Annotated in this window: 24 protein-coding genes; 7 read left to right on the plus strand and 17 right to left on the minus strand. The window is 36.2% G+C overall.

All coding sequences use genetic code 11. The annotated features are described in order from the left end of the window. The first annotated feature begins 82 nt into the window (after positions 1-82). The 7 genes from queA (at position 83) to secF (ending at position 7416) form a co-directional block, all read left to right on the plus strand. Positions 83-1123, plus strand: coding sequence for a tRNA preQ1(34) S-adenosylmethionine ribosyltransferase-isomerase QueA (queA, locus tag MZO21_RS10335; RefSeq protein WP_248101377.1), 1041 nt, complete (start codon positions 83-85; stop codon positions 1121-1123). 8 nt (positions 1124-1131) lie between these two features. After that, positions 1132-2166, plus strand: coding sequence for a hypothetical protein (locus MZO21_RS10340; protein ID WP_154771705.1), 1035 nt, complete (start codon positions 1132-1134; stop codon positions 2164-2166). Between the two features lie 15 nt (positions 2167-2181). Then, positions 2182-2748, plus strand: a complete 567-nt coding sequence (locus MZO21_RS10345) for a LemA family protein (RefSeq protein WP_152874637.1) — start codon at positions 2182-2184, stop codon at positions 2746-2748. A 175-nt stretch (positions 2749-2923) separates the two neighbouring features. Further along, positions 2924-4054 (plus strand): tRNA guanosine(34) transglycosylase Tgt, encoded by a 1131-nt coding sequence (gene tgt / locus MZO21_RS10350; protein WP_152874638.1) that lies wholly within the window; start codon positions 2924-2926, stop codon positions 4052-4054. Positions 4055-4154: 100 nt separating this feature from the next. Next, a complete protein-coding gene (gene yajC / locus MZO21_RS10355; protein ID WP_152874639.1) occupies positions 4155-4484 on the plus strand; it encodes a preprotein translocase subunit YajC in 330 nt (109 codons plus the stop codon). Between the two features lie 54 nt (positions 4485-4538). Next, the gene (gene secD / locus MZO21_RS10360; RefSeq protein WP_154771706.1) at positions 4539-6437 is read left to right on the plus strand and encodes a protein translocase subunit SecD; all 1899 of its coding nucleotides are present in this window, start codon (positions 4539-4541) and stop codon (positions 6435-6437) included. A gap of 7 nt (positions 6438-6444) precedes the next feature. Then, positions 6445-7416: a protein translocase subunit SecF gene (gene secF, locus MZO21_RS10365; protein ID WP_248101374.1), complete on the plus strand. Its 972-nt coding sequence runs from the start codon at positions 6445-6447 to the stop codon at positions 7414-7416. 47 nt (positions 7417-7463) lie between these two features. Here the strand turns inward: secF and MZO21_RS10370 are convergent, their stop codons facing one another. The 17 genes from MZO21_RS10370 to MZO21_RS10450 all read right to left on the minus strand — a co-directional run bounded on the left by MZO21_RS10370 (position 7464) and on the right by MZO21_RS10450 (position 23342). After that, positions 7464-8120, minus strand: coding sequence for a 4'-phosphopantetheinyl transferase family protein (locus MZO21_RS10370; RefSeq protein ID WP_248101371.1), 657 nt, complete (start codon positions 8118-8120; stop codon positions 7464-7466). Positions 8121-8141: 21 nt separating this feature from the next. After that, positions 8142-8576 carry an excinuclease gene (locus MZO21_RS10375; RefSeq protein WP_248101368.1) on the minus strand — a complete coding sequence of 145 codons (435 nt, stop codon included), beginning with the start codon at positions 8574-8576 and terminating at the stop codon, positions 8142-8144. Between the two features lie 229 nt (positions 8577-8805). After that, a complete protein-coding gene (locus tag MZO21_RS10380) occupies positions 8806-10029 on the minus strand; it encodes a beta-ketoacyl-ACP synthase (protein WP_248101365.1) in 1224 nt (407 codons plus the stop codon). Then, the gene (locus tag MZO21_RS10385) at positions 10029-10754 is read right to left on the minus strand and encodes a 3-ketoacyl-ACP reductase FabG2 (RefSeq protein ID WP_248101343.1); all 726 of its coding nucleotides are present in this window, start codon (positions 10752-10754) and stop codon (positions 10029-10031) included. Before MZO21_RS10385 ends, MZO21_RS10380 begins: the two co-directional genes overlap by 1 nt. Continuing rightward, positions 10751-11188, minus strand: coding sequence for a 3-hydroxylacyl-ACP dehydratase (locus MZO21_RS10390; protein ID WP_248101340.1), 438 nt, complete (start codon positions 11186-11188; stop codon positions 10751-10753). The genes MZO21_RS10385 and MZO21_RS10390 overlap by 4 nt, the downstream gene beginning before the upstream one ends. Then, positions 11185-12384 carry a beta-ketoacyl-[acyl-carrier-protein] synthase family protein gene (locus tag MZO21_RS10395; protein ID WP_248101338.1) on the minus strand — a complete coding sequence of 400 codons (1200 nt, stop codon included), beginning with the start codon at positions 12382-12384 and terminating at the stop codon, positions 11185-11187. The genes MZO21_RS10390 and MZO21_RS10395 overlap by 4 nt, the downstream gene beginning before the upstream one ends. Next, positions 12374-12937, minus strand: a complete 564-nt coding sequence (locus tag MZO21_RS10400) for a DUF3261 domain-containing protein (protein ID WP_248101335.1) — start codon at positions 12935-12937, stop codon at positions 12374-12376. The genes MZO21_RS10395 and MZO21_RS10400 overlap by 11 nt, the downstream gene beginning before the upstream one ends. A 15-nt stretch (positions 12938-12952) precedes the next feature. Continuing rightward, positions 12953-14224, minus strand: coding sequence for an NAD(P)/FAD-dependent oxidoreductase (locus MZO21_RS10405; protein WP_248101332.1), 1272 nt, complete (start codon positions 14222-14224; stop codon positions 12953-12955). A 6-nt stretch (positions 14225-14230) separates the two neighbouring features. Continuing rightward, positions 14231-16567: an MMPL family transporter gene (locus MZO21_RS10410; protein WP_248101329.1), complete on the minus strand. Its 2337-nt coding sequence runs from the start codon at positions 16565-16567 to the stop codon at positions 14231-14233. After that, entirely contained in the window at positions 16542-17138 is a 597-nt protein-coding gene (locus MZO21_RS10415) for a LolA family protein (protein WP_407061077.1), read from the minus strand. The genes MZO21_RS10410 and MZO21_RS10415 overlap by 26 nt, the downstream gene beginning before the upstream one ends. A gap of 49 nt (positions 17139-17187) precedes the next feature. Then, positions 17188-17610: an acyl-CoA thioesterase gene (locus MZO21_RS10420; RefSeq protein ID WP_154771717.1), complete on the minus strand. Its 423-nt coding sequence runs from the start codon at positions 17608-17610 to the stop codon at positions 17188-17190. Between the two features lie 25 nt (positions 17611-17635). Beyond that, positions 17636-19168: an HAL/PAL/TAL family ammonia-lyase gene (locus MZO21_RS10425; protein WP_248101326.1), complete on the minus strand. Its 1533-nt coding sequence runs from the start codon at positions 19166-19168 to the stop codon at positions 17636-17638. Next, positions 19168-20046: an acyltransferase gene (locus tag MZO21_RS10430; protein WP_154771804.1), complete on the minus strand. Its 879-nt coding sequence runs from the start codon at positions 20044-20046 to the stop codon at positions 19168-19170. Before MZO21_RS10430 ends, MZO21_RS10425 begins: the two co-directional genes overlap by 1 nt. A 47-nt stretch (positions 20047-20093) precedes the next feature. Then, a complete protein-coding gene (locus MZO21_RS10435; protein ID WP_154771719.1) occupies positions 20094-20846 on the minus strand; it encodes a glycosyltransferase family 2 protein in 753 nt (250 codons plus the stop codon). Positions 20847-20848: 2 nt separating this feature from the next. Next, the gene (locus MZO21_RS10440) at positions 20849-22513 is read right to left on the minus strand and encodes an AMP-binding protein (RefSeq protein WP_154771720.1); all 1665 of its coding nucleotides are present in this window, start codon (positions 22511-22513) and stop codon (positions 20849-20851) included. Between the two features lie 23 nt (positions 22514-22536). After that, the gene (locus MZO21_RS10445; RefSeq protein WP_248101323.1) at positions 22537-23097 is read right to left on the minus strand and encodes a septation protein IspZ; all 561 of its coding nucleotides are present in this window, start codon (positions 23095-23097) and stop codon (positions 22537-22539) included. Continuing rightward, positions 23094-23342, minus strand: a complete 249-nt coding sequence (locus tag MZO21_RS10450) for an acyl carrier protein (protein WP_154771722.1) — start codon at positions 23340-23342, stop codon at positions 23094-23096. The genes MZO21_RS10445 and MZO21_RS10450 overlap by 4 nt, the downstream gene beginning before the upstream one ends. Between the last annotated feature and the right edge of the window lie 3 nt (positions 23343-23345).

Raw genomic sequence — 23345 nt, forward strand, 5'->3', positions numbered from 1 at the left:
ATAATCACTCAATATCATCTATAAAACTTAAAAAAGCATATACTAAGCACAGTTTTAATATATGTGTTTGCTCTAATTAATCATGCAACTTTCCGACTTTAATTTCGATCTCCCAGATGAGCTTATTGCTCGCTATCCACTTGAAACTCGTAGTGCTTCTCGTCTTTTGCACTTAGATGCACAAGGTCAACATCACGACCTACATTTTACCAATATTCTAGATTTACTAGAGCCTGGTGATTTGCTAGTTCTTAATGACACAAAAGTAATGAAAGCACGCTTAAAAGGTAAACGAGCAAGTGGCGGTGCAGTTGAAGTTTTAGTCGAACGCATGCAAATACCTTTTGTTGCACATTGCCACATTAAAGCAAGTAATTCACCTAAAGCAGGTGCAGAATTATTTATTGGTGTAGATGAAGTTAAAGTGACTGTAACAGGTCGTCACGAAAATCTATTTATTGTTGAGTTTTCTCAACCTATTTTAGATGTGCTCGATAAATACGGAAAACTTCCAATTCCACCATATTTCAATCGTGAAGCTGAAGATATTGATACTGCGCGATACCAAACTGTTTTCAACAATCCTACAAAACTTGCAAGTGTTGCAGCACCAACTGCAAGCCTACACTTCGACCAAGAACTTTTAAATCAACTTGAAGCAAAAGGCATTAACAAAACATTTGTGACTTTGCATGTAGGTGCTGGCACGTTCTTACCTGTTCGTACCAATGACATTGAAAACCATATTATGCATAGCGAATGGTGTGATGTATCAGATGCATCAATGCAACTTATTAAAGAAACCAAAGCTCGCGGTAATAAAGTGATTGCTGTAGGTACAACAGCAACTCGTGCAACAGAAAGTGCGGCTCAAGCAAATGGCGGTGAGTTAAAAGGTTGGACTGGCGATACTCAAATCTTCATTTACCCAGGTTATGAATTTAAAGTAGTTGATCGTTTAATTACAAACTTCCATTTACCAGAATCTACCTTATTAATGTTGGTTTCTGCACTTTCAACGCAAGAAAACATTTTGAAGGCATATCATCATGCTGTGGCAGAAAAATACCGTTTCTTTAGTTATGGCGATGCCATGCTAGTTGATTCCACAGCAACGAAGTAGTTCTAATTATGCCTATAGATAGTGTTAGACACTCAATCCACATTCGCAGAAAAAAGAATGCTGTTGTTTTTAACAATATAGATAGGCTTAAAGAATTAGGTCGTCAAGCACGTAGCCATCAAGACATACTTGATGGCTTACACCCTTGGAATGCAAATCACACATTAAAGTTTGATAATAAACTGCCCCTCTTATTAGGTATTTTAGGCGCAATATTATCTCTTGCCATTTTTATATCACCCTCAAATATATGGGCACAGTTGTGTTTATTTGCAGGATGTTCGGCAATTTTTTGGTCATATATTACCTATGAAGATAACGAAGAGATTCAAAGCGTCACTTCATATTTAGAAAAAACCATAATTGCAAAAAAATATCAGCTCGAATTTAACAGACCGCCTCCATATCTTGGGCATACAATTAATGCTCATTTATTTACAGTATATTTAAAAAATCTTTTCCCTATTTTTAACCGTGGCTATCATTCGAATAATATAGATTCCTATGCCTCAACAACTTGGATTGATCATCAAGGTATTGAGCGCTCTGTTCTCATTTTTTCATATAGTTACGTAACCGAAGCTATAGAAAAACAACAACATGGTGTGACTCTAAAAACAACTGAAATTGAAAAAAGGCTTTGGGGTGCTTTCATTTTTAATATCGATATTCAGGGATTAGCAGTCACATCTATCTCTAAAAAATTTAACTATCCTTATTTGCATGAATGGCAAAGTAACTATATTGCAGCAAATAGAAAAATCGATTTCTTTGGCACAAGCGACATGCATTTAGCAAAAACACTAACGCCTGTGCTTACGCTAAAGCTTGCTAACTTTTTTAATCATCAAAATGGCGAATTGCTCTTTCACCCAGATAAAAATGTAATGTGTTTTATGGGCGCGAAAAATCTATTCCAAATTTCTAAAAATGATAAAACTGTTGAAGATATCTCTGCTTTACGTGGTCATTTACGTACATTTAAATTACCGCATTTAGAGCAACTACAACGTGATTTAATGCTCTTCTTAACTAAAGATTAAAACAAGGAATATATTATGGGGATGATTATTGTTTTATTGGTTCTAATTACAATAACTGTAGCTATTATTATGATTAGAAATAATATTGTAAGACATCATAATGCTTCAATTCGGGCTTGGTCAGATGTAGCAACATACGAACGTCAAAAAATAAAAGTATTAGATGATTTAGCACCTCTAGTTGAACAATATTCTAGCTTTGAAAAAGGCACTTTAGAAAAAGTAACTGAATTACGTCAAAACATTTTGAACCTCAACTTAAATACAAGTGATGTCTCTCAATTACAACGTGTTGAAAGCTTAAGTAAAGAATTAATGCGTAACTTAAATGTTGTTGTCGAAAATTATCCTGAATTAAAAGCCAATGAACTTTATCTAAAAATGATGAGTGAAATTGAAGAACAAAATGACAATGTTTCTGCTGCTATTACCATCTTCAATAGAAATGTTGAGCTGTTCAATAATCATATTCAAATTTTCCCAAACAATATTATTAACACTGCAACACTTGGGAAAAAGAAGCTTCGCCCATTTAGAGATAATCAAGCTTCTCAAAGTTTCGATTATCGTCCAAATTTTTAACAAGCCACATTTATTTCAATAAATGGTTTATGACAGTAACTTTAGATTTTCATAAACAAAAATTACAGAGTTAAAACTCGATAAAGCTAGCGTTTCATACAAGAATCTAGGAAAATATTGGACTTTTAGCACATTTAATCAGCGAACTGTTTTTTCGCCATGATTTGGACATTTTATGAAGTTTGAAAAATTAGGGCAGTCGGGCCGTGCTCGACGTGGTCGTTTGACCCTAGAGCATGGTGTTGTTGAAACACCAATGTTTATGCCTGTTGGAACTTACGGTACCGTAAAAGGTATGCTCCCACGAGATATTGAGGAAATTAAATCTCAAGTTATTCTTGGCAATACCTTTCACTTATATTTACGCCCTGGTTTAGATGTAATCCGTGAACACGGCGGCTTACACGGTTTCATGAAATGGAATAAACCTATTCTTACGGATTCAGGCGGCTTCCAAGTGTTTAGTCTTGGCGCTATGCGTAAAATTAAAGAAGATGGCGTAACGTTCCGCTCTCCTATTGATGGTTCAAAAGTTTTCCTTTCACCAGAAATTTCAATGGATATTCAACATACATTGAATTCTGACATTGTAATGATTTTTGATGAATGTACGCCTTATCCTGCAACTCGTGAAGAAGCGCAAAAATCTTTGCAACTTTCTTTACGTTGGGCAAAGCGTTGTAAAACTCAACATCACGATGTACTGAAAAACCGTAATGCCCTATTTGGTATTATTCAAGGTGGTATGTACGAAGATCTTCGTGAAGAATCACTTAAAGGTTTGCTCGACATCGACTTTGATGGCTATGCAATTGGTGGTCTTTCAGTAGGCGAACCTAAAGAAGAAATGATTAAAGTATTGGATTATCTTCCTGAGCAAATGCCAGCAGATAAACCTCGTTACTTAATGGGTGTAGGAAAACCTGAAGATATCGTAGAAGCTGTGCGTCGTGGTGTCGACATGTTCGACTGCGTAATGCCAACGCGTAATGCCCGTAATGGTCATTATTTTGTGACTGATGGTTTGGTTCGTATTCGTAATGCGAAATATCGTCATGATCAAAGCCCGCTTGATGCACATTGCGATTGCTACACATGCACCAACTTCACTCGTTCGTATTTATTCCATTTAGAAAAATGCGGTGAAATGCTTGCCTCTATGTTAGGGACGATTCATAACTTACGTTATTATTTGCGCCTTACAGAAGCAATGCGTGATGCTTTAGATAACGGTACATTTGATGAGTTTGTAGCAGATTTTTATGCTCGTCGTGGCTTAGAAGTTCCACCTTGTCCGCAAGATTAATATTTCAGTGTTTGCGCTGAAGAAAAAGACAAGGTAAATTGCTTACAAGTTAATTTATTATCATGTAGTTAATTACAGTTTTTTAATTTAGGAAAATCAAATGAGTCTTTTCATTTCTACTGCTCATGCAGCGGGCGAAGCTGCACAACAACCTAGCTTAATTGCTAACTTAGGTATGATTGCTGTATTCGTTGCAATCTTTTACTTCTTAATCTGGCGTCCTCAATCTAAACGTGCAAAAGAACACCGCGCGTTAGTTGAAAGCTTAGGTGTTGGAAGTGAGGTTGTATTTGCTGGTGGTCTTATGGGTAAAGTCCTTAAGATTGAAGGCGACTTCGCTGTTATTGAATTGAGCCGTGGTGTTGAAGTGAAAATTCAACGTGCAAGCGTGATTTCAGTTCTTCCTGAAGGCACATTAAATAATCTTTAATCAAAAATTAGTCGTGCGATTCGCACGACTTTTTTCATTTTAAGAAGAAAATAAATGCGTTACCCAGCATGGAAATATCTACTAATTCTATTTGTTCTTGTGATTAGTACATTATATGCCCTGCCAAGTTTGTATCCAGATGAACCTGCTGTTCAAATTTCTGGTGCCAAAGCTGGTACCCAAATTGATCAAAGCATCATACAAAAAGCAGAGCAAATTTTAAAAAGCGAAAACATTGCCAGTCATGACAATAGTTTCACCAATAATGCCGCATTATTACGTTTAGATTCATCTGAAGCACAATTAAAAGCAAAAGATGCGTTACGTCGCGGTCTTGGTGACAATTATGTTGTTGCTCTTAACCTTGCGCCTACAACTCCAGAATGGCTTCAAAAAATTGGTGCAAAACCAATGAAGTTAGGTCTAGATTTGCGTGGTGGTGTTCACTTCCTACTTGAAGTAGATATGGACAAAGCCATTAGTCAGCGTATGGAAACATCAGCAACAGATTTACGCCGTCAACTCCGTGATAATAAAATTAAATTCAACAGCCTTTCGCTGAACAATAATGTCATCACAGTTCAATTCGCAAATAATTCTGACCGCGATGAAGCTGGAGATTTCTTACGCCGAAATGGTAATGAATATACACAACAAGCTGTTGCTACAACTGAAGGTTCAACTTTACGTTTAACTTATACTGATGTACGCAAACAAGAAATTCAGTCTTATGCAGTTAATCAAAACTTAACAACTTTACGTAATCGTATTAACGAGTTAGGTGTTGCCGAAGCACTTGTACAAACCCAAGGTAGCAACCGTATTGTGGTTGAACTTCCTGGTGTGCAAGATACTGCTGAAGCAAAACGTGTATTAGGTCGTACAGCAAACTTAGAATTCCGTTTGGTATCTGATTTAAACGATCAACACATTGACTCATATACAGGTCAATTAAAAGATCAAGCCCCTCCTGGCACAGAAGCATTTGCATTCCAATCGCTTGATAGTGGTCGTCAGTTATTACTAAACCGCACTCGTATTTTAACGGGTGAACGTGTTCAAAATGCATCTTCAGGCTTTAGCCAAGATTCTGGCGGTGCTGAAGTTAACATTACCCTAGATTCTTCTGGTGGTAAGTTAATGTCGGATGCAACACGTAATGCAGTTGGCAAACGTATGGCTGTATTGTTCATTGAGAACAAACAACGTATTAGCTACGTTCAAGATCCAGAAACTGGTGCGCAAACTGAAGTACGCACACCTTATACAGAATCTGTTGTAATTAATGCTGCAACAATTCAAGCAGTATTAGGTTCGCAATTCCGTATTACAGGTCTAGATTCTCCACAAGAAGCAGCAGAACTTGCATTAATGTTACGTGCTGGTGCTTTAGCCGCACCAATGTACTTCGTTGAAGAACGTGTTATTGGTCCAAGCTTAGGTCAGGAAAACATCGACAAAGGTGTTCTTTCAACTCAAATTGGTTTCTTACTCGTTGCGATTTGGATGGTAGTTTTCTTCCGCCTATTTGGTTTAATCGCAAACTTTGCACTTGTACTTAACCTTGCCATGATTTTGACAGTAATGTCTTGGCTTGGTGCATCCCTCACCCTTCCAGGTATTGCAGGTATTGTAATTACCATTGGTATGGCGGTCGATGCCAACGTACTTATTTGTGAGCGAATACGAGAAGAAATGAAATGGGGAGCCTCGCCTAAACAAGCAATTGTGGCAGGTTATGACCGTGCGTATAACACCATTTTCGACTCAAACTTAACAACATTCCTTGTTGCGTTCATTTTATTTGCAATTGGTACAGGTCCTATTAAAGGCTTCGCCATTACATTAATGATTGGTATTGTTTGCTCAATGTTCACTGCGATTACAGTAACGCGTGCAATTGTTCAAATCATTTATGGCAAAAAACGTAACTTGAAAAAGTTGAGCATTTAGGAGATCGATGATGACTGATAATACTCAACTAGATTCAAAAAAATACGGTCGCCCTGAAGAAGAACGTATTATTCCATTTATGAAAATTGCGATGCCTGCTGCATTGTTTTCAATTCTCATTACAGTGGCAAGTATCTTCTTTATTGCAACGAAAGGTTTAAACCTTGGTTTAGATTTTACTGGCGGTATTGCAGCAGAACTAAACTATGCTAAACCTGTTGAAGCAACCGATGTTTCTGCTGCTTTAGCTAAAGCCGGTTTCCGTGATCCTGTTGTTCAAACTTTAGGTTCAAACCGCGACCTTATGGTTCGTATGCCTGTGCAATCAGAAATGAAAGCAGAAGATATGAACAACGTCATTAACAAAGCTGTTCAATTGCCAGATAATGCTACTGTTGTGCATAAAGTTGATGTTGTAGGTGGTCAAGTAGGTAACGAGCTTTATCTTCGTTCTGCTAGTGCTGTTGCTTTAGCATTATTATTAATGCTTGTTTACGTAACAGTTCGCTTCGAATTTAAACTTGCGATGGGTGCAGTACTTTCATTGTTCCACGATATTGTGGTGACTTTGGGTATTTTCGCCATGATGCAGTGGCCTTTCGACCTAACAGTTCTTGCAGCATTACTTGCGATTATTGGTTTCTCACTCAACGATAACATCGTTGTATCTGACCGTATTCGTGAAAACTTCCGTAAAATTCGTGGTGCTTCGCCATTAGAAATCATCAATATTGCATTGACTGAAACCTTACGTCGTACCATCCACACATCTATGACTTTATTGCTTGTTGTTGTTGCAATGATGTTTATGGGTGGTGATGGTCTGAAATGGTTCTCTGTAGCAATGTTTGTAGGTGTATTTGTGGGTACATATTCATCTATCTACATTGGTACTGCCTTTGCTTTATGGCGTGGTATTAACCGCCAAGATTTCATTGTGCAAGTTAAACCAGAGTTTGATGAAGAAGAAGTTATTTAACTTTCTTTTCTAAACTCAATAAAAAGCCCATCATAAGATGGGCTTTTTTAATGCTGATGTATTTGTATTTCTGGCAAATTAAAACCGTTGCAAGACTGCTCAGATCTCCATGCAACGGTTAGCATAATATGAGCAAGTTGAAAATTTTGATAAGCAAACGTGCCTATTTGCGGATGACTACACATCCCACCATTTTGTTCTGAATGAACCTGTGTATCAAATTCATTTAAGTTAATTCGAATACCTAGACCAGCTGCTTTAAGTACAGCTTCTTTTGTTGTCCAAACCTTAAACCAATATTCTTTTTGTTGTTCTAAGCTGTTCCAAATTTCTAATTCTTTAGGATGAAAAGCATGTTGCGCCAAAGCTTCAAAACGTACTTTTCGATCTAAATCTTCAACATCAATACCCAAATCTTTTACGGAACGACTTAGCGCCAAAGCATAATTTTTTTGGCTATGACTATGGTTAAAATTAAATGTTGGATGTTGCTCTAAATAAGGCTTACCAAACTCTGTTGGAACAATGTGCTCATTCAAAATTTCAGTGTTTAATGCGCTCGATAAATATTGATTACGCTGAGTATAAATTTGTTCTTTTTTATAATAATTATAAGAGCGAATATCTGGAAAATTAGCTTTTTCTAGTAGAACAAGTTGAGCCAATGAATTCACATGAATTGTGATTAATTTATGCTTATTCATTTGCTCAACTCAATTTCAAAATTAGAATCTTACGATATCACCTTTTAAAGCAACACCAGCAATTGCTGTACCTTTATGGCATTCATACGTTGTAGTACTTTTTGAAGTGTTCGATTTGTAATAACTTACCAAGTTAGTAACCGCATTTGCACCACGTGCTTTTGCAGTATTTTGGAATTGAATAAGTGCAGAACGTAAAACATGATCACATGCTTTTTCAGCAGACTTCCCAAAACCATTGGTTTTTTTATTCGTTACTAAGCCTCTTGCAATTGCTTTACCACCAGAGCGTGTTCCTGCCAAATAGAATTTCACAGAACCATCTAAAACACCATCAGCTACAGCACGATCAACAGCTTCTCTAAAATTAAAATTATGCGCTTCATCTGCTGCATAAGCCGAAGAAACCCCAACTAAACCAAGAATTGCTGCAAAATAAATTCTCTTTAACAACATGATATTTCCCTCTTAAAATTTATTATTTTCAATGTTTGCTTTTGAAAATTGGACATACATATATTTATCTAATCTAAACATTCAAGCAATGGCATTTTTAATGAATAACATCACTTTTATATTTTAAGTTTCAACTATCTAACAATGAATCAGGAAAGTAAATTTACTTAGCCTAAAACATTGTCAAAATTATTACTTAAAATTTCACTGCAAAACTTCTTACATCTCTTTAAGCAATTTTCTTGAAAATTAGAGATGTATTAATTCCACCAAAGGCAAAATTATTACTCATAATAATATCGGCTTGCATTGAACGAGCTTCACCAACGATATAGTCTAAATCGCCACACGCTTCATCTACTTCATCTAAATTCAAGGTTGGGGTAAATTCATTACGTAGCATCATTTCAATACTTAACCATGCTTCAAGTGCTCCACATGCACCCAAAGTATGTCCAAAATAACTCTTTAATGAGCTAATTGGTTTTTTACCTAAAATACGTGCTGTTGCTTGAGATTCAGCAATATCGCCTTGATCTGTAGATGTTCCATGTGCATTCACATAATTAATATCACCTGCACTAAGTTCAGCATCTTTTAGTGCCAATTGCATGCATCGCCCCATCATTTCTGAATCTGGACGTGTTACATGTTGACCATCTGTATTACTACCATAACCAACAATTTCTGCATAAATTTTTGCACCACGTGCCTTAGCATGTTCATATTCTTCTAGAATTAAACATCCTGCACCTTCACCAACAACCAAACCGTCTCTATTTTTTTCAAAAGGTCTTGGTGTTTTTTCTGGATGATCATTTTGCGCACTTGTTGCAAGTAAGACATCAAATACAGCAGATCCCGCTGCGCTTAATTCCTCTGCACCACCTGCAAGCATTACCTTTTGTTTGCCGTATTTAATTGCTTCATATGCTTGGCCAATTGCCATTGAACCTGAAGTACATGCACTTGATGTTGGCAAGGTTAAACCTTTTAAACCAAAATATACTGTCATGTTTACAGCACTCGTATGAGACATCATACGAATATAAGTTGTAGCATTAAGTTGATTCATGTTGTTATCTAACAACATTGCACCAAACTCGCCAATAGCATTTACACTACCTGCAGATGAACCATATGCAACGCCTGTTTCACCACTTTTTAAAACTGGATCATTTAGTAAACCTGCATTTTCTAATGCTTTTTCTGCACAAATTACAGACATGAGTGCAACACGCCCCATGCCTCGTGTCACTTTACGATTAAAATGACTTGGCACAGTAAATGATTCTACTGGCCCGCCTAATTTACTGCGTAAATCTGTATACACTTCCCAGTCTGGCATATAACGAATGCCACTTTTACCTAGGTGGAACTGTTCAAAAATTTGATCTGCTGTTTCACCTAAAGAAGTGATTCCTGACATTCCTGTAACAACAACGCGCTTCATTAAATTAATCCCCCATTCACTGAAATGACTTGGCGAGTGATATAAGCTGCATCATCGCTACATAAAAATTTTACAACTTTAGCAACTTCTTCCACCTGCCCCATTCTTTGAAGTGGAATCATTTTTAAAGCATGTTCTTTTACTTCTTCCGACACCATTTCGGTTTCAATTAAACCAGGTGCAACACAATTTACAGTAATTTTTCTTTTTGCTAATTCAAGTGCGAGTGCTTTTGTTGCACCAATTAAGCCTGCTTTTGCAGCGCTATAATTCACCTGCCCTCTATTCCCCATAATTCCTGAAACAGAAGATAAAGTCACAATACGACCACCTTGTTTTAAACGAATCATTGGCATAACAAGTGGTTTTAATACGTTATAAAAACCATGCAAAGATGTATCCACAACATGATCCCAATCTTCATCGGTTAAAGCAGGAAATGCGCCATCTCGAGTAAGTCCTGCATTCAGAATAACACCATAAAATGCACCATGATCTGCAACATCTTTTTCTAATATGTGTAGAATATTTTCGCGATCATTTACATCAAACATTAATACATGGCTATTACGCCCAAATGATTTAATTTCTTCTGCAACTTGTTCTGCTTCTTGTTGTCTTGATCTTGCATGAACAGTAACATCAAATCCTGCTTTTGCTAATTCAATTGCAATGGCTTTACCAATACCACGGCTTGATCCTGTTACTAAAATTCTTTTATTCACTTTAATTTTCCAATAATTTGATCAATTTCTTGTGGTTCATAAACACTTAACATTGCACATATTTTATGTTCTTTATATTCAATTTCACATTGAAATTGCCCTAAACCTTCATGTAAATAATGTTGTTCAATACAAATTCTAACAACATCACCTATTGCAAAATATGGCACAGGAATATGCATTTTCCGCGTACCCAATAAAAAGCCTATTTTAGGATTTTCACCTTTTTTTCGACCTTGGAATCCTGCATAGGCACTGACTGTTTGCGCCATAATTTCAATGCTTGTCCACGTTGGTAGACCTTCGGGCTCACAAAACATTAAGTCTGGCGTAATATGTAATTCCGCAATTGCCTTTTCATCTGTCACTTCAATTAAGTGATCAACAAAAACCATGGGCTTTTCATGTGGAATAAACTTTACTGCATCCATCATTTAAAACTTGTCCCTAAAATAATACTAATATTGCTACCACCAAATGCGAATGAGTTACTCATTACATATTGAATAGGCTTATCTAAATTTGTATTTAAAACATAATTTTGATCATCTAATTCAGGATCTAAAACACCAGAATGATGCAAAGGCAACCAAGATTGATCAAGCAAAATATGTTGGCAAATATAAGCTTCAATTGCACCTGCAGCACCTAAACAATGTCCTGTTTTATGCTTCGTACTACTGAGTGGCACATCAATATTTTCAAAAACTTTACGTACAGCTTTAATTTCCATCGCATCATTTTGCACAGTTGATGTGCCATGCATATTTAAATAACCAATATCTGATGCTTTTAAATTTGCCATGTCTAAAGCTTTTTGCATGGCTTCTGCTGCACCTTTTCCTTCAGGATGTGGTGCTGAAATATGCCAAGCATCCATAGATTCGCCTGCTGCTAAAAACATAACAGGTGCTTGATCTTTAGAGATTAAAAATAATGCTGCCGCCTCACCAATATTAATACCATCTCGGTTTTTACCACAGGGTTGGCAAATATCATGTGACAAGCTTTCTAAGCAATTAAAACCATTCAAGGTAAGTTGGCAAAGTGTATCGACTCCACCCACAAGTACAGCATCAACCAAGCCTGCATTAATTAAGCGCTGACCTGCAGCCATTGCTTTTGCACTCGATGAACATGCTGTAGAAATTGTATAAGCAGGACCTTCCCAACCTAAATATTGTTGTAAGTCTTTCGCTAAACTGCCCATTTCTTGTTTTTTATGAATCACTTCAACATCTTCATTATGTCGAAAATGTTGTTTTAAAATAACTTCGTTATCTGCAATACCTGAAGTTGATGTACCAAGAACTACACCTAAACGAACTTTAGAAAACTGAGCTGTATATTCACGAATATTTGATTCAATACGTTGTAATGCAGTTAATGCAAATCTTAAATTTCTTGAATCTGACTGCTTTAAACTTAAAGGAACATCTTGAATAAGTTCAGATGCACAAGCACCAACCCATACTTTCTTTTCAGCAATAAACTCTGAACATTGCGTAAATGTATTCACGTTCGTACTTAATGCTACCTTCATTTGCTCAGGGCTTTCACCTAAAGCAGATAAACCCACACTAAATTGAATACCAACAGCAGAATAATCTGCACCAATTTTATTGTGCATTTGAAGCCTCATCACTTTCTAAGCTTTCATCTATTGAGCTAATGACCATTTGATATGGCACTTGCAAATTATTCAACTCAATTGAATCTGGCTGATGAATAATTTCTAAAACGGCTTGTTGCTGAATATAAATTTTCTGTGTTGATGGATTTGTTTCAACACGTATTTGACTGCCTTGCAACTGTGAAAAGTTAGGATATGTTGCATAAAGTAAATCACGCACAATATATTCAAATGGTAGTAATTTCATTTGATTAATACGTTGTTGAACATCTACTTTTTTGCCATCAAAACTCAATTTAAATAGTTGTTGCCCCGTCAAACTTAAAGCAACCATTTCCAAGTTTTGTCCATTTTGCTGTTGATATAACAAAAAGCTAAAACTGTGCTTTTTCCACTCAACTTCAATTTGGTCTTGACGTTGATAAGACTGAGCAACCCAACTTGGCGTAACCAAACCTTGAGCAGATGGAATTAGAGATTGGCAAGCACTACAAAATAGTGCTGTTGCCAATAACGTTGCTGTAAGTTTTAAACGAGGCTTGAAGTCCATTTCTGTCCTTTTTCCTTACTGATCTTCGCGGCAATATTCAGCAATTGTGCTTAAACGTTTTTTCGCATTTTTATAAATGGGGTTTGTTTGATCCCAAGCATAACCTGCAAGTAAAGATGCGATCATGCTACGAACATTATTCTCTTGATGATTTGAGAATACAACATTCTGAAATTCACCTGTATACCAAGCTTCAACATAAGCACGGAACACTTGAATTCCCGCACGTAGCGGTTTTTCATATTGTTCCATCCAATTAATATTTTCGCCTTTAATATATTGATCTACCAAAGGCACAACCATACTTGATGATTTCAACGCAATGGTAACACCCGATGAGAATACAGGATCTAAAAATTCGCCCGCATTTCCTAACAGTGCATAGTTACGCTGTGCCAAATGTTTCACATTTGCAGAATAACCGACCAATGTACGCACAGGCGTATCGAATTTTGCATTACGAAGTACATGAGAAAGTGCTTCATCATCAGCTAAAATACGACGTTGCAAAGCAGCAACATCGTAATCGCTACTACCATCAAAGCCATATTTTTCAAAGAAATCTTCTTCGGCAACTACACCAAAAGATGCGCGACCATCTGCAAATGGAATGAGCCAATACCATGCACGTGGATCTTTTTCGTGGACTGTAATTAGAATTTTTTCACGATCGAATTCAGGATCATCTAAAACTCCATCTTCAATATGGGTAAATACAGCACGACGCACAGGAAAATCTGATGGGCTTTCTAAGTCTAAATGCTTAGGTAAAATACGACCAAAGCCACTTGCATCTAATAAGAATTTTGCTTGAATTTGATAGGTTTCACCTTGTTCAGTTTTTACAGTCAAAATAGGCTGTTCAGGCTCAACATTAACAGCTAATACTTCATGACCAAAACGAATATCCGATCCCATCTTTTCAGCTTGTTGCGCCAAAATATGATCAAAGCTTGCACGTCTTACTTGCCAAGTTGTTCCCGGCCCTTCGCTAAATTTTTTAGTGAAATCGTAAAAGCTACGTTTTTTTCCTTTTAAGAAAGCTGCGCCATTTTTAAATTGGAATCCGCACTCTTCAACATGATCACGCACAGTATCAAGCAATCCTGCTTCTTCTAAAAATACCATGCACTGAGGAAGCAAAGATTCACCAATAGAAAACCGTGGAAAATGCTGTTTTTCAATAATAGTAACATCATATCCTTTCTGTTTTAGCAATGCTGCTGCCGAACTACCAGAAGGTCCCGCCCCAATAATTAAAATATCTGTTTTTTGCATTGTACTCATGCAATCTTACTCCAAACCTTCAGCTCTTTGACTGATGTTGTTAATCACAACATGCTTATCATCTGATGATGTAAACAATGTTGCGTAAATAAATGCGAAAATTACGCCTAATAAAACAGTTAATCCAAAACAATGAATGGCATAAGTTTGACTAAATGAAAGCAAACCAAAACCAAAAAATGTCGACATCATACATAAGAACAATGCCATGCCAACAACTTGAGGATGATCATGTCCATGGCGATAAAAAATCGCATAGTCCACGCCAATCCCCATAATTAGAAATGTCCCCATAATACTGAATAAGTTAATTTCAACACCAAGCCAAGCCTGAATCGCAAACGTAGTCATGAGCGCCATAGTGACAGGTAAAACTAAAGGTAAAATGGACTTTTTACCGTAAAGCACACCTAAACCAATCATCAGTAAAACAATGGCAGATAATAGTAACCACTGCGCATGAATACGATGCTCTTTAAACAATTGTGAAAGTTGATGAACTGGTTGCAGCAACTGAACATCTTCACCCATTAGACTTTGGATGGCCTGATTATTATGAACACCTTGCAACATCACCAAACGCTCAGTTGCACTCATTTGTAAAAATGCGAGTGGATGTTCTGCAAAGATTTTTTCAGTGAGTAATGGTTGCTGTTTTAAACGCTGCTGCCAGCTTAAAATATCTTGTGTATCTAACTGCATTGCTTGTGCATATTCAGTTAATGTTTCACGTGGAATTTGTTCTAATAATTGAATATTGTGTTGTTGCTGTTGAATAGATGGTAACCACTGCCCTAAAGCTTGAAAACCTTCAACTTTTCCATTTTGTTTCAGTTGTTCTAATTGCAATAATAAAGTCTGTTCATTTTTCTCAAGTTCTTTAGGTGTCGTGCCACTTACAACAAAATAGTCACTACCTTGCTGTTGCATAAAACGATCACGAACGTATTGATCTTCTTGTTTAAGTTTTTGGTCCATACTCTGCAAATTGCGAATATCATCATTACTTTTTAAGAAAAATAAACTCGTTGTAGTTACAAGCAAAATAACAAGAATTAGACCATAACGAAGTGGATTATTCGCCTGTACAAAACTACGAATTTTTCCAATAAAACTTAAAGTTCGAATTGCAGGTTCAGCATTTAAAGCAGGAAGTCTTGGCAATAATAAAATACTGGTAATCCACGCTGCGGTTAAACCCACCATAGAAAACACAGCAATTTGTCTAAAGCCAGGAAATGGTGTGAAACTTAAAACAACATAAGCAAATAATGTCGTTAGCAAACCTACAAACAAACTTGGTAAAACTGGCGTTAAAACTTTAAATCCATTGATATTTCTATGCTGAGATTGCAATGCCATGAAATAAAATGAAAAATCGACACATACACCAATTAAACTTGCGCCAAACACCAAAGTCATTAAATGAATTTCATCAAACACTAAGTATGTTGCAGCAAAGGCAACTAAACATCCTGTTCCAACTGCAACCATTTCTGTCAGCATTGGACGCACAGAGCGAAAGCCAAACCACACAAGAAGTAAAATTCCAAGTGTAGAACCAACACCAATAGTCGAAATTTCTTCTTGAGCTGAACTTGTACCAAACTGAGCAAACATCAGCGTGCCTGTCCAATGTGGTTCTACATTATGTTGTTTAATTTTTTGGTTTAAAGCATCAATAAAACTAGCAGTTTTTTCTTGGTAATCAATATTGTAAGGGCTACTTTTTAGTTCTAAAACTAAAAGTCGTGAAATTCCCTTATCATCACGAATAGTGGCAAAACCATCTTCTAATTGAATATCTGTTTGCGATTGTAAAGCAGACAAATCCATTACATAACGTGGAAAAAATAATAGCGGATCTTGTTGTAAAAGTTCTGCTGTTATTGGCATGCCCGGACTCATCATTTGCAACATACTTTGTTCTGTAAGTGCCTGATAATCCTTTTGCTCTAAAAGCGTTTTATCATTTTCATTCAATAAGCCAACTTTATGTTGATATAAAGCTTTGGCAAATTTTTCATTATCTAATTGTGGTTTTAATGGCTGAAATAAATCACTTTGTTTTACTTCAGACTGAATGTCTTGAGTTGCTTGTTTTAAAGATGCATCGTCTTTGGCATCAAGCACCACAAACACTTTATTATTGAGCTGATCACTAACATATTGCTGTGCTTTTTCTAAACGGGCATCTTGGTGCGTTTCAGGAAGCAAAGCAAAAATATTAGTCTGAATCCTAATATCTTTATTAAGCCATGCTGCTCCAAGCACTATCGCAATAATACTTAAAACAATCAGCCAAGCGGCTGTGCACCTATTTTGCCAATTGGAAAAGTGCATTTTCAGCTGCCGTTAATGTTTGAGGTTGAGCTGTTTGCTGACTAAAACGAATGGTTGTACTGTTATTTGCTTGTTCTTGAATCACAATTTGATCTACATAACGCTGACCTTGTGCATCTACTTTTACAAAAAGCTTTTTAAATAAACCACTTTTTGGCGTTAAAGATACATTCCATTTCGTTGGCGAATAATTTGCAGAAACTACATTAAAGTTTTTTGCCAAAGCGGTTTCATTACCAGACATCAACTGTAAAAACATGGTTGCAACCGAACCATAAGGTGTTTTATCCACCTCAATTTGACTATATGTACGTTGTGTTTTTTGTACAATTTTTTTAGGTGTAACAATTAAATCTGCTTTTACAGGACTTTGAATTTGCCAAAGCACACCGCTATTTTTAGTAAAAACCACAGTACCTTTAGATACATAGGTTTTATTTAAAGATGCTAATTTTTTATGTTGCACAAAGTTAGCACGCACAACAGAAGATGCTGAAAGCTGAGTAAAAATTTGTTTAAGATCTGAATTTTGTGCGTGAGTTGTTGTACTTAATAACGCAAATAAACTCATCACAAAGCTGATAAAAACATTTAAAAATCGTGATTTTTGCATATTCATTTTATTTTCCAGCCTTAAATTCAGACCAAGCATTTAAGCAATCGAACAAAACTTGTGGAGATTGATAACACATTTCACGTGTACTCATATCTACAGCAACTTGTGAGGTAAATCCTTTCGTCAAACGTTTACCCGATTCAGCATTAAAAATTTGATATTCAATTTTTAAACGGTTTTCCCATTCTTTTAAAATGGCACGAATACGAATTTTTTGAGCAAACTCGATACCTTGTGCATAACGCACATAACTTTCAATAACAGGCCATGCAAACCCTGAATCACGCATTTGATTGTAGTTATAATGAAATTGATCAAGTAACTTACATCGAGCAATTTCAAAATACTTCAAATAATGCCCATGCCAAACCACATTCATTGTATCTACATCGTGAAATGGCACTTCAATAATTACATCGGCATGCATAGCGTGTTCCTATTTTTAAAAAGTCTTATGAATTGAATACTTGATTTAATAATTCTAAATTTTCAAGTCGATCTACAAGACCTTGTAACTCATTTTGTAATGGACGATCTTCTTCTACATAATTGAAGGTTTGAAGAACCCACTGTTTAAACTGCGTTAATACTTCCGTCAGTTCTGTATCTACGCCTTTTAATTTAATCGCTTGTACACTTGCACAGCTTAAAGCAGCAATCACTTGTTCAGTTAAAACAATGACTCGAGCTGCATCACGCGCTGCAATAGTTCCCATACTTACTTTGTCTTGGTTATGACACTCTGTAGAACGAGAGAATATTGATGCTGAAAGTGTTTGTTTTAAAGCTTCGGCTGTCCAAGCAGACACACCAATTTGAACTGCCTTAAATCCATGATTTAGCGGTAAACGATCTGCGGTTGAACCCGTTAAATTACGAGGCAAACCATTATTCATTTTATAATCGACCAATTGTGCAAGCTGACGATCCATCAAATCTGCAATATTAGCGATCATAATTTTTAAACTATCCATCGCTTGTGCAATATGACCACCATAGAAATGACCACCATGTAAAACACGTAAATTCACAGGATCAATAAGTGGATTATCGTTACTTGAGTTCAATTCATTTTCAATAAATTGACGTAACCATGTTTTTGAATCTTCAAATACACCAATAATATGTGGTGCGCAGCGTAATGAATAACGGTCTTGCAAACGTGAGCTCTGATGTTCAGTTTGAACTTCGCTGTTTAACCATTCACGTAATTGTGCAGCAATATTTTGTTGCCCAGCATGCGGTTTTTGAGAAAACAAAACTTCATCAAAATGACTTGGATTACCCTCTAAAGCCAAAACATTTAATGCTGTAATGCATGTACTTGCTAAAGAAATTTGCTCTGCTTTTTTATAATTCAAACATGCAATAGCGGTCATTACTGCCGTACCATTCATGAGTGCAAGCCCTTCTTTAGGACGCATTACATGTGCTTGCATGCCTTTTTCTGCATACACTTCAGCAATAGGTACAATTTGACCTTGATAATACACATCACGTTCACCAACCAAAGCACCTGCAATATAAGACAATGGCGTTAAATCACCACTTGCCCCAACAGAACCTTCAGATGGAATTACAGGAATTACATTTTCATTGAGCATCCAAGCTAAACGTTCAAGCAATGCAAGTGACACACCCGAATAACCACGTGCCAATGAACATAAGCGTGTTACAACAACTGCACGCGCTGTAATTAAATCTAAATTTTGACCCAAGCCACAACCGTGAAAACGAGACAATTGTAAAGGAAGTTCATTTACTTGATGCGGCGGAATTTCAACTAAGCAAGAGTCGCCATATCCTGTTGTTACACCGTAAATCACGCCTTCATCTTTTAAAAGCTGATCTAAAAAATCTGCACCGCGTTGAATAAGCGAGCGCCATTCATTAGATGAAGGAAGTGCAACTTGAATTTCTTGACGGGCTACAGCAACCACTTCCTCAATAGAAAGTGGCTTTTCCCCCACGACTAACACTTGCATTACTTTTTATTCCAAAAATTATAAAAATTAAACCATTGATACGGAACACGTAAGCAATGACCCTCCAACAACTCGATATATTGTCGTGTTGTTTGCTTCATTTCTTCCATTCTATTTTTACGAGAAAACTGCACTTTATCGGCAATTTTATGAATATGAACTTCAAAACTTTTATTCATGCGGTAACAAAATACTGCCAACACAGGCACTTTTAATAAATTAGCTAAAATCCAAGAACCTTGTGGCCAACTTGCATCTTCACCTAAAAATTTGACTGTTTGCACACGTTCAGACTGAATTGGAACACGATCCGCAGCAACAATAATCCACTCACCACGATCTAACTTTTCTTGCAAAATAACAGCCGTTTCTATGCCAACATCATCAACAGATAAAAGATTCACATCTGCATTTGAGTTTAGTTTTTTTAAGAATGAATTAAATTTAGTTGCATGTTTTTGATAAACGAGCACATTAATTTTTTGCTTATGATTCGATTTAACTGCACGTAGTAACTCAATATTTCCAAAATGAGAAACGACAATAACGGCACCTTTTTGATAATGCTCACGAAAGTTTTCATGCCCGAACAACTCAAGCTTAGATTCGTCAACACTGCCTAACCAGCCTTCAATTTTATCTAAAATACATTCACCAAATTCCATGAAATGTGAATAGGTATTGGCTTGTGTTGGCGCTTTAGGAAATGGTGATTTTTCACCTGCAAACTCATGCAATTTAGTTAAATATTGCAACGAAGCATTGCGTGCAAATTTAGAAAATAACCAATACCAAAAAATCACAAATAATAGAACAATACGGCAAAGCCATCGACCACCTAATCGATAAAAACCAAGCATGAGCATGAGCGGAAGCATACCGCCCCGCTCTTTAATATTACTCCATTGATTTTTACTTTTTAGCTTCACTCTGCGCTCTTTATTTTTTGATAAATTAATTTAGGTAAACGAACTAGCATGCCGGCAAAAAGCTTTGAATGGGCTTTCGTTAAACCAATATTGTCTCGCAAAGCATTAAAGTGTGAGATTCCATTTTCAGGATAAATCACTTGCGTTGGCACATTAACAAAAGGAACATTATCCCATTTCAGCCGTACCAAAATTTCAATATCGAAACTCATGCGTAATTGAAAAGTGGCTTTTTCTAATACTTTAACTGTGCTTTGAACTGGATAAATTCGGAATCCGCACATACTATCTTTAATTTCAAAAGATAAGCTGTTAATCCACACCCAAATATGCGTTGCATAACGTCCATATAAACGCAGTTTCGGTACAGAAGCATCATATACAGGATTGCCAATAATCATTGCTTGAGGATTTGCAATTGAAGCATCTATAAATTTTTGAATATCATTCCAATCATGCTGACCATCAGAATCTAACTGTAATGCATGGCTATAACCAAGTTCCTTGGCTTTAAAGATACCCGTAATTACTGCTTGCCCTTTACCTTGGTTAATTTCGTGTTCAACCAATTCTACTAAGTTATTTTTACTTGCAATTTCTCTTAATAAATTCGTGCATTCCTGTTCACTACCATCATTAATCATAATAATTGGAAGCAGAAATTGATTTAAATGTTGTACCAAACTTTCTAAATAATGAGGATGGTTATATACAGGAATCACAAAACAATGCTTTATATCTTCACTCATATTCACGCCTCCTCTTGAAGAGCAAACAACAAACGACCCGAAGCAATCGTTTTATCATCGCCTAATATTTCAAAACTAATTTTATGTAATTTACGTGTAAGTTTTAATTGAACAACAGAGTAAGGATAAATTAACTCTTGGAATTTCAATTGTTCAAAGCCGTTACACCATTGTAAATCTGCCCAAATTTGTTTTGCAAAGTGTTGAACAAAGCCAACTTGCCCCACACCTGGAAAAATTGGAAATGTCGAAAAGTGTCCTTTAAAACACTCTAACTCAGGTGTAAATTCCAATTCGAATTGTGCTTGTGCATCTACCAATTTCTGTTCAAGCACAACAGGTAATAACATTGGCTGAAACAATGATTTCAAATATTGTTTATTCAATTTAGCTTGTGCATTCTGTGGTAATTGCGTGATGAATCGCCACTGCCTTGGAATAGCAATACTTTCTAACTTGTCTTTTAACTTTGCTTTTATATTGGCAACAAATGTTGATTTCTCACCTTTTACAAGCTTTTCACGGGCATCATCTTTAAGCACAACTACACATGCCAACATTTGACGATGTTCTTTTTCAACAACCAATACATGACATTGCGAAACATCATCAAGTTCTAAAATTTTATGTTCAATCGCATCTAAACTTAAACGCTTTTCTTCTAATTTAATAATTCTGTCTAAGCGACCTAATAATTTAAATGGACTCTTCAAGTTATCTAAATCAACAAGCTCAATTTTATCACCTGTTAAAATCCAATCTTGAGTACATGCATGATTTGCTTTCACTGCGAGTTCTTGTTGTTCCGATTGTCGAATTTCAACGTTCGCAAAAGGCGTCCACAATGCATCATCCTCTTGTCTATGCGCAATTCCACCTGTTTCCGAACTACCAAAAACTTCTGTAATTGGCACATTCACAAATGGGCGAATACCTGAATCTAGCTTTCCACCCGATGAATACACCGTAATACATTCTTGCAATACAACATCTGTCGTCCAACGCTTTAATAATGCTGGGCTAGAAATTACATAATTTGTAATATTCAAATGAGCAATTTTCTTTTCGACATCAACTACATCTTCAGGAAAAGCGACTTGGTTTTGATAAAAACCACGTCCACTCGCCAAAGGCCAAAGTAGTTTAAATAGCAAACCATAAATATGTTGATGGCTGACTGTCGCTATCGCAATGGCTTGTTCAGGAAGTTCAAAACTTTCATTTAAACCTGCTACTTCATTAAATAACTGCGCAAGTGTACGAGGAATTTTCTTTGGTTGACCTGTAGAACCAGATGTATAGAAATAAACAGAAGACTGCTCTAAAAAGTTTTGATCAAATTTTAAAGAATTCTGAGATACTTCAAACTGAAGCTTTTGTCTTGTTAAAAAATAGATGTTTTGTTCTGCTAATTCTTTTTCTAAATCACTAATACGGTTGGGCGGTAACAACACTTGTTTCTTCGCATTCAGTGCAGCAAACAATAAAACTAAAAATTCGTAGCTATCTTGTTCCCAAAGTGCCCATATTTCTGTTTCAAGTTGTTCAATTTGAGCTTGCTGCTCTGCAACATCTTGCCAAAAACTTGCAAAACTAACGGTACTCAAATCTGACTTTATACAAAGTAGCTTTGGTGAATTTACATAATTCTCAAAATAACAAGACATAACAATCCGTTTTCTATTTTTACTTAGTTCATTTTTTGCATTTCATGTAAACGCTGTTGACGTTTACGCAATAAATATTCCCCAAGCAACAAAACTCCCATCAAAAGATAGGAAATAAAACCGTTGTATAACACCCAAATTTTTGTGGATGTAAATAACACTGTTACTAAAGCAATAACAGCATTTACAACAAAGAATCCACACCAAACAATTGTTACTTTCTTTGTCCAAATTACCCCTTCAGGAGGTAAATCTGGTTCTGCTAAACGCGCAAATCGTTCAATCATTGATGGTGGTTTAACAAGTGTCATTGCAAAAACAATCAATGCACCTACACTCATAAATACAGGATATAACTTTAACCAAGCGTGGTCTTTAAGCACTAAACTTAACCCACCACACAAAATTGCAAATCCTGTTAATGGCCATAGCAGAGCATTCCCCTTACTTAGTAAGCGAATTACTCCAAATACAATTAAGAGACAACTGACCCAAATATACTGACCATTTGCCAAGCTATAACCAACTAAAAAAGGATAGAGAATCAATCCGATTGCTACTATCCCTTTTAAAATCCAACTCATTCAGCTGTCATATTCTGAATAACAGTTACAACATCTTGAACTGTACGAACATTTTTAAAATCTTCAGGATTCACTTGTTTGCCTGTGAGTTCTTTAATTTTTACAACCAAATCAATTGCATCAATACTATCCACATCCAAGTCTGTCGCAAGATTAGATTCTAATTGGATATCTTCAGGAGCAATTTCAAAAAGCTCTTCCATCCACTCACGTAATTTTTCAAGTACTTGTTCTTGAGTTAGCATAAA

Origin of the sequence: Acinetobacter portensis, assembly GCF_023158935.1 — a bacterium.
Taxonomy (GTDB): Bacteria; Pseudomonadota; Gammaproteobacteria; order Pseudomonadales; family Moraxellaceae; genus Acinetobacter; species Acinetobacter faecalis.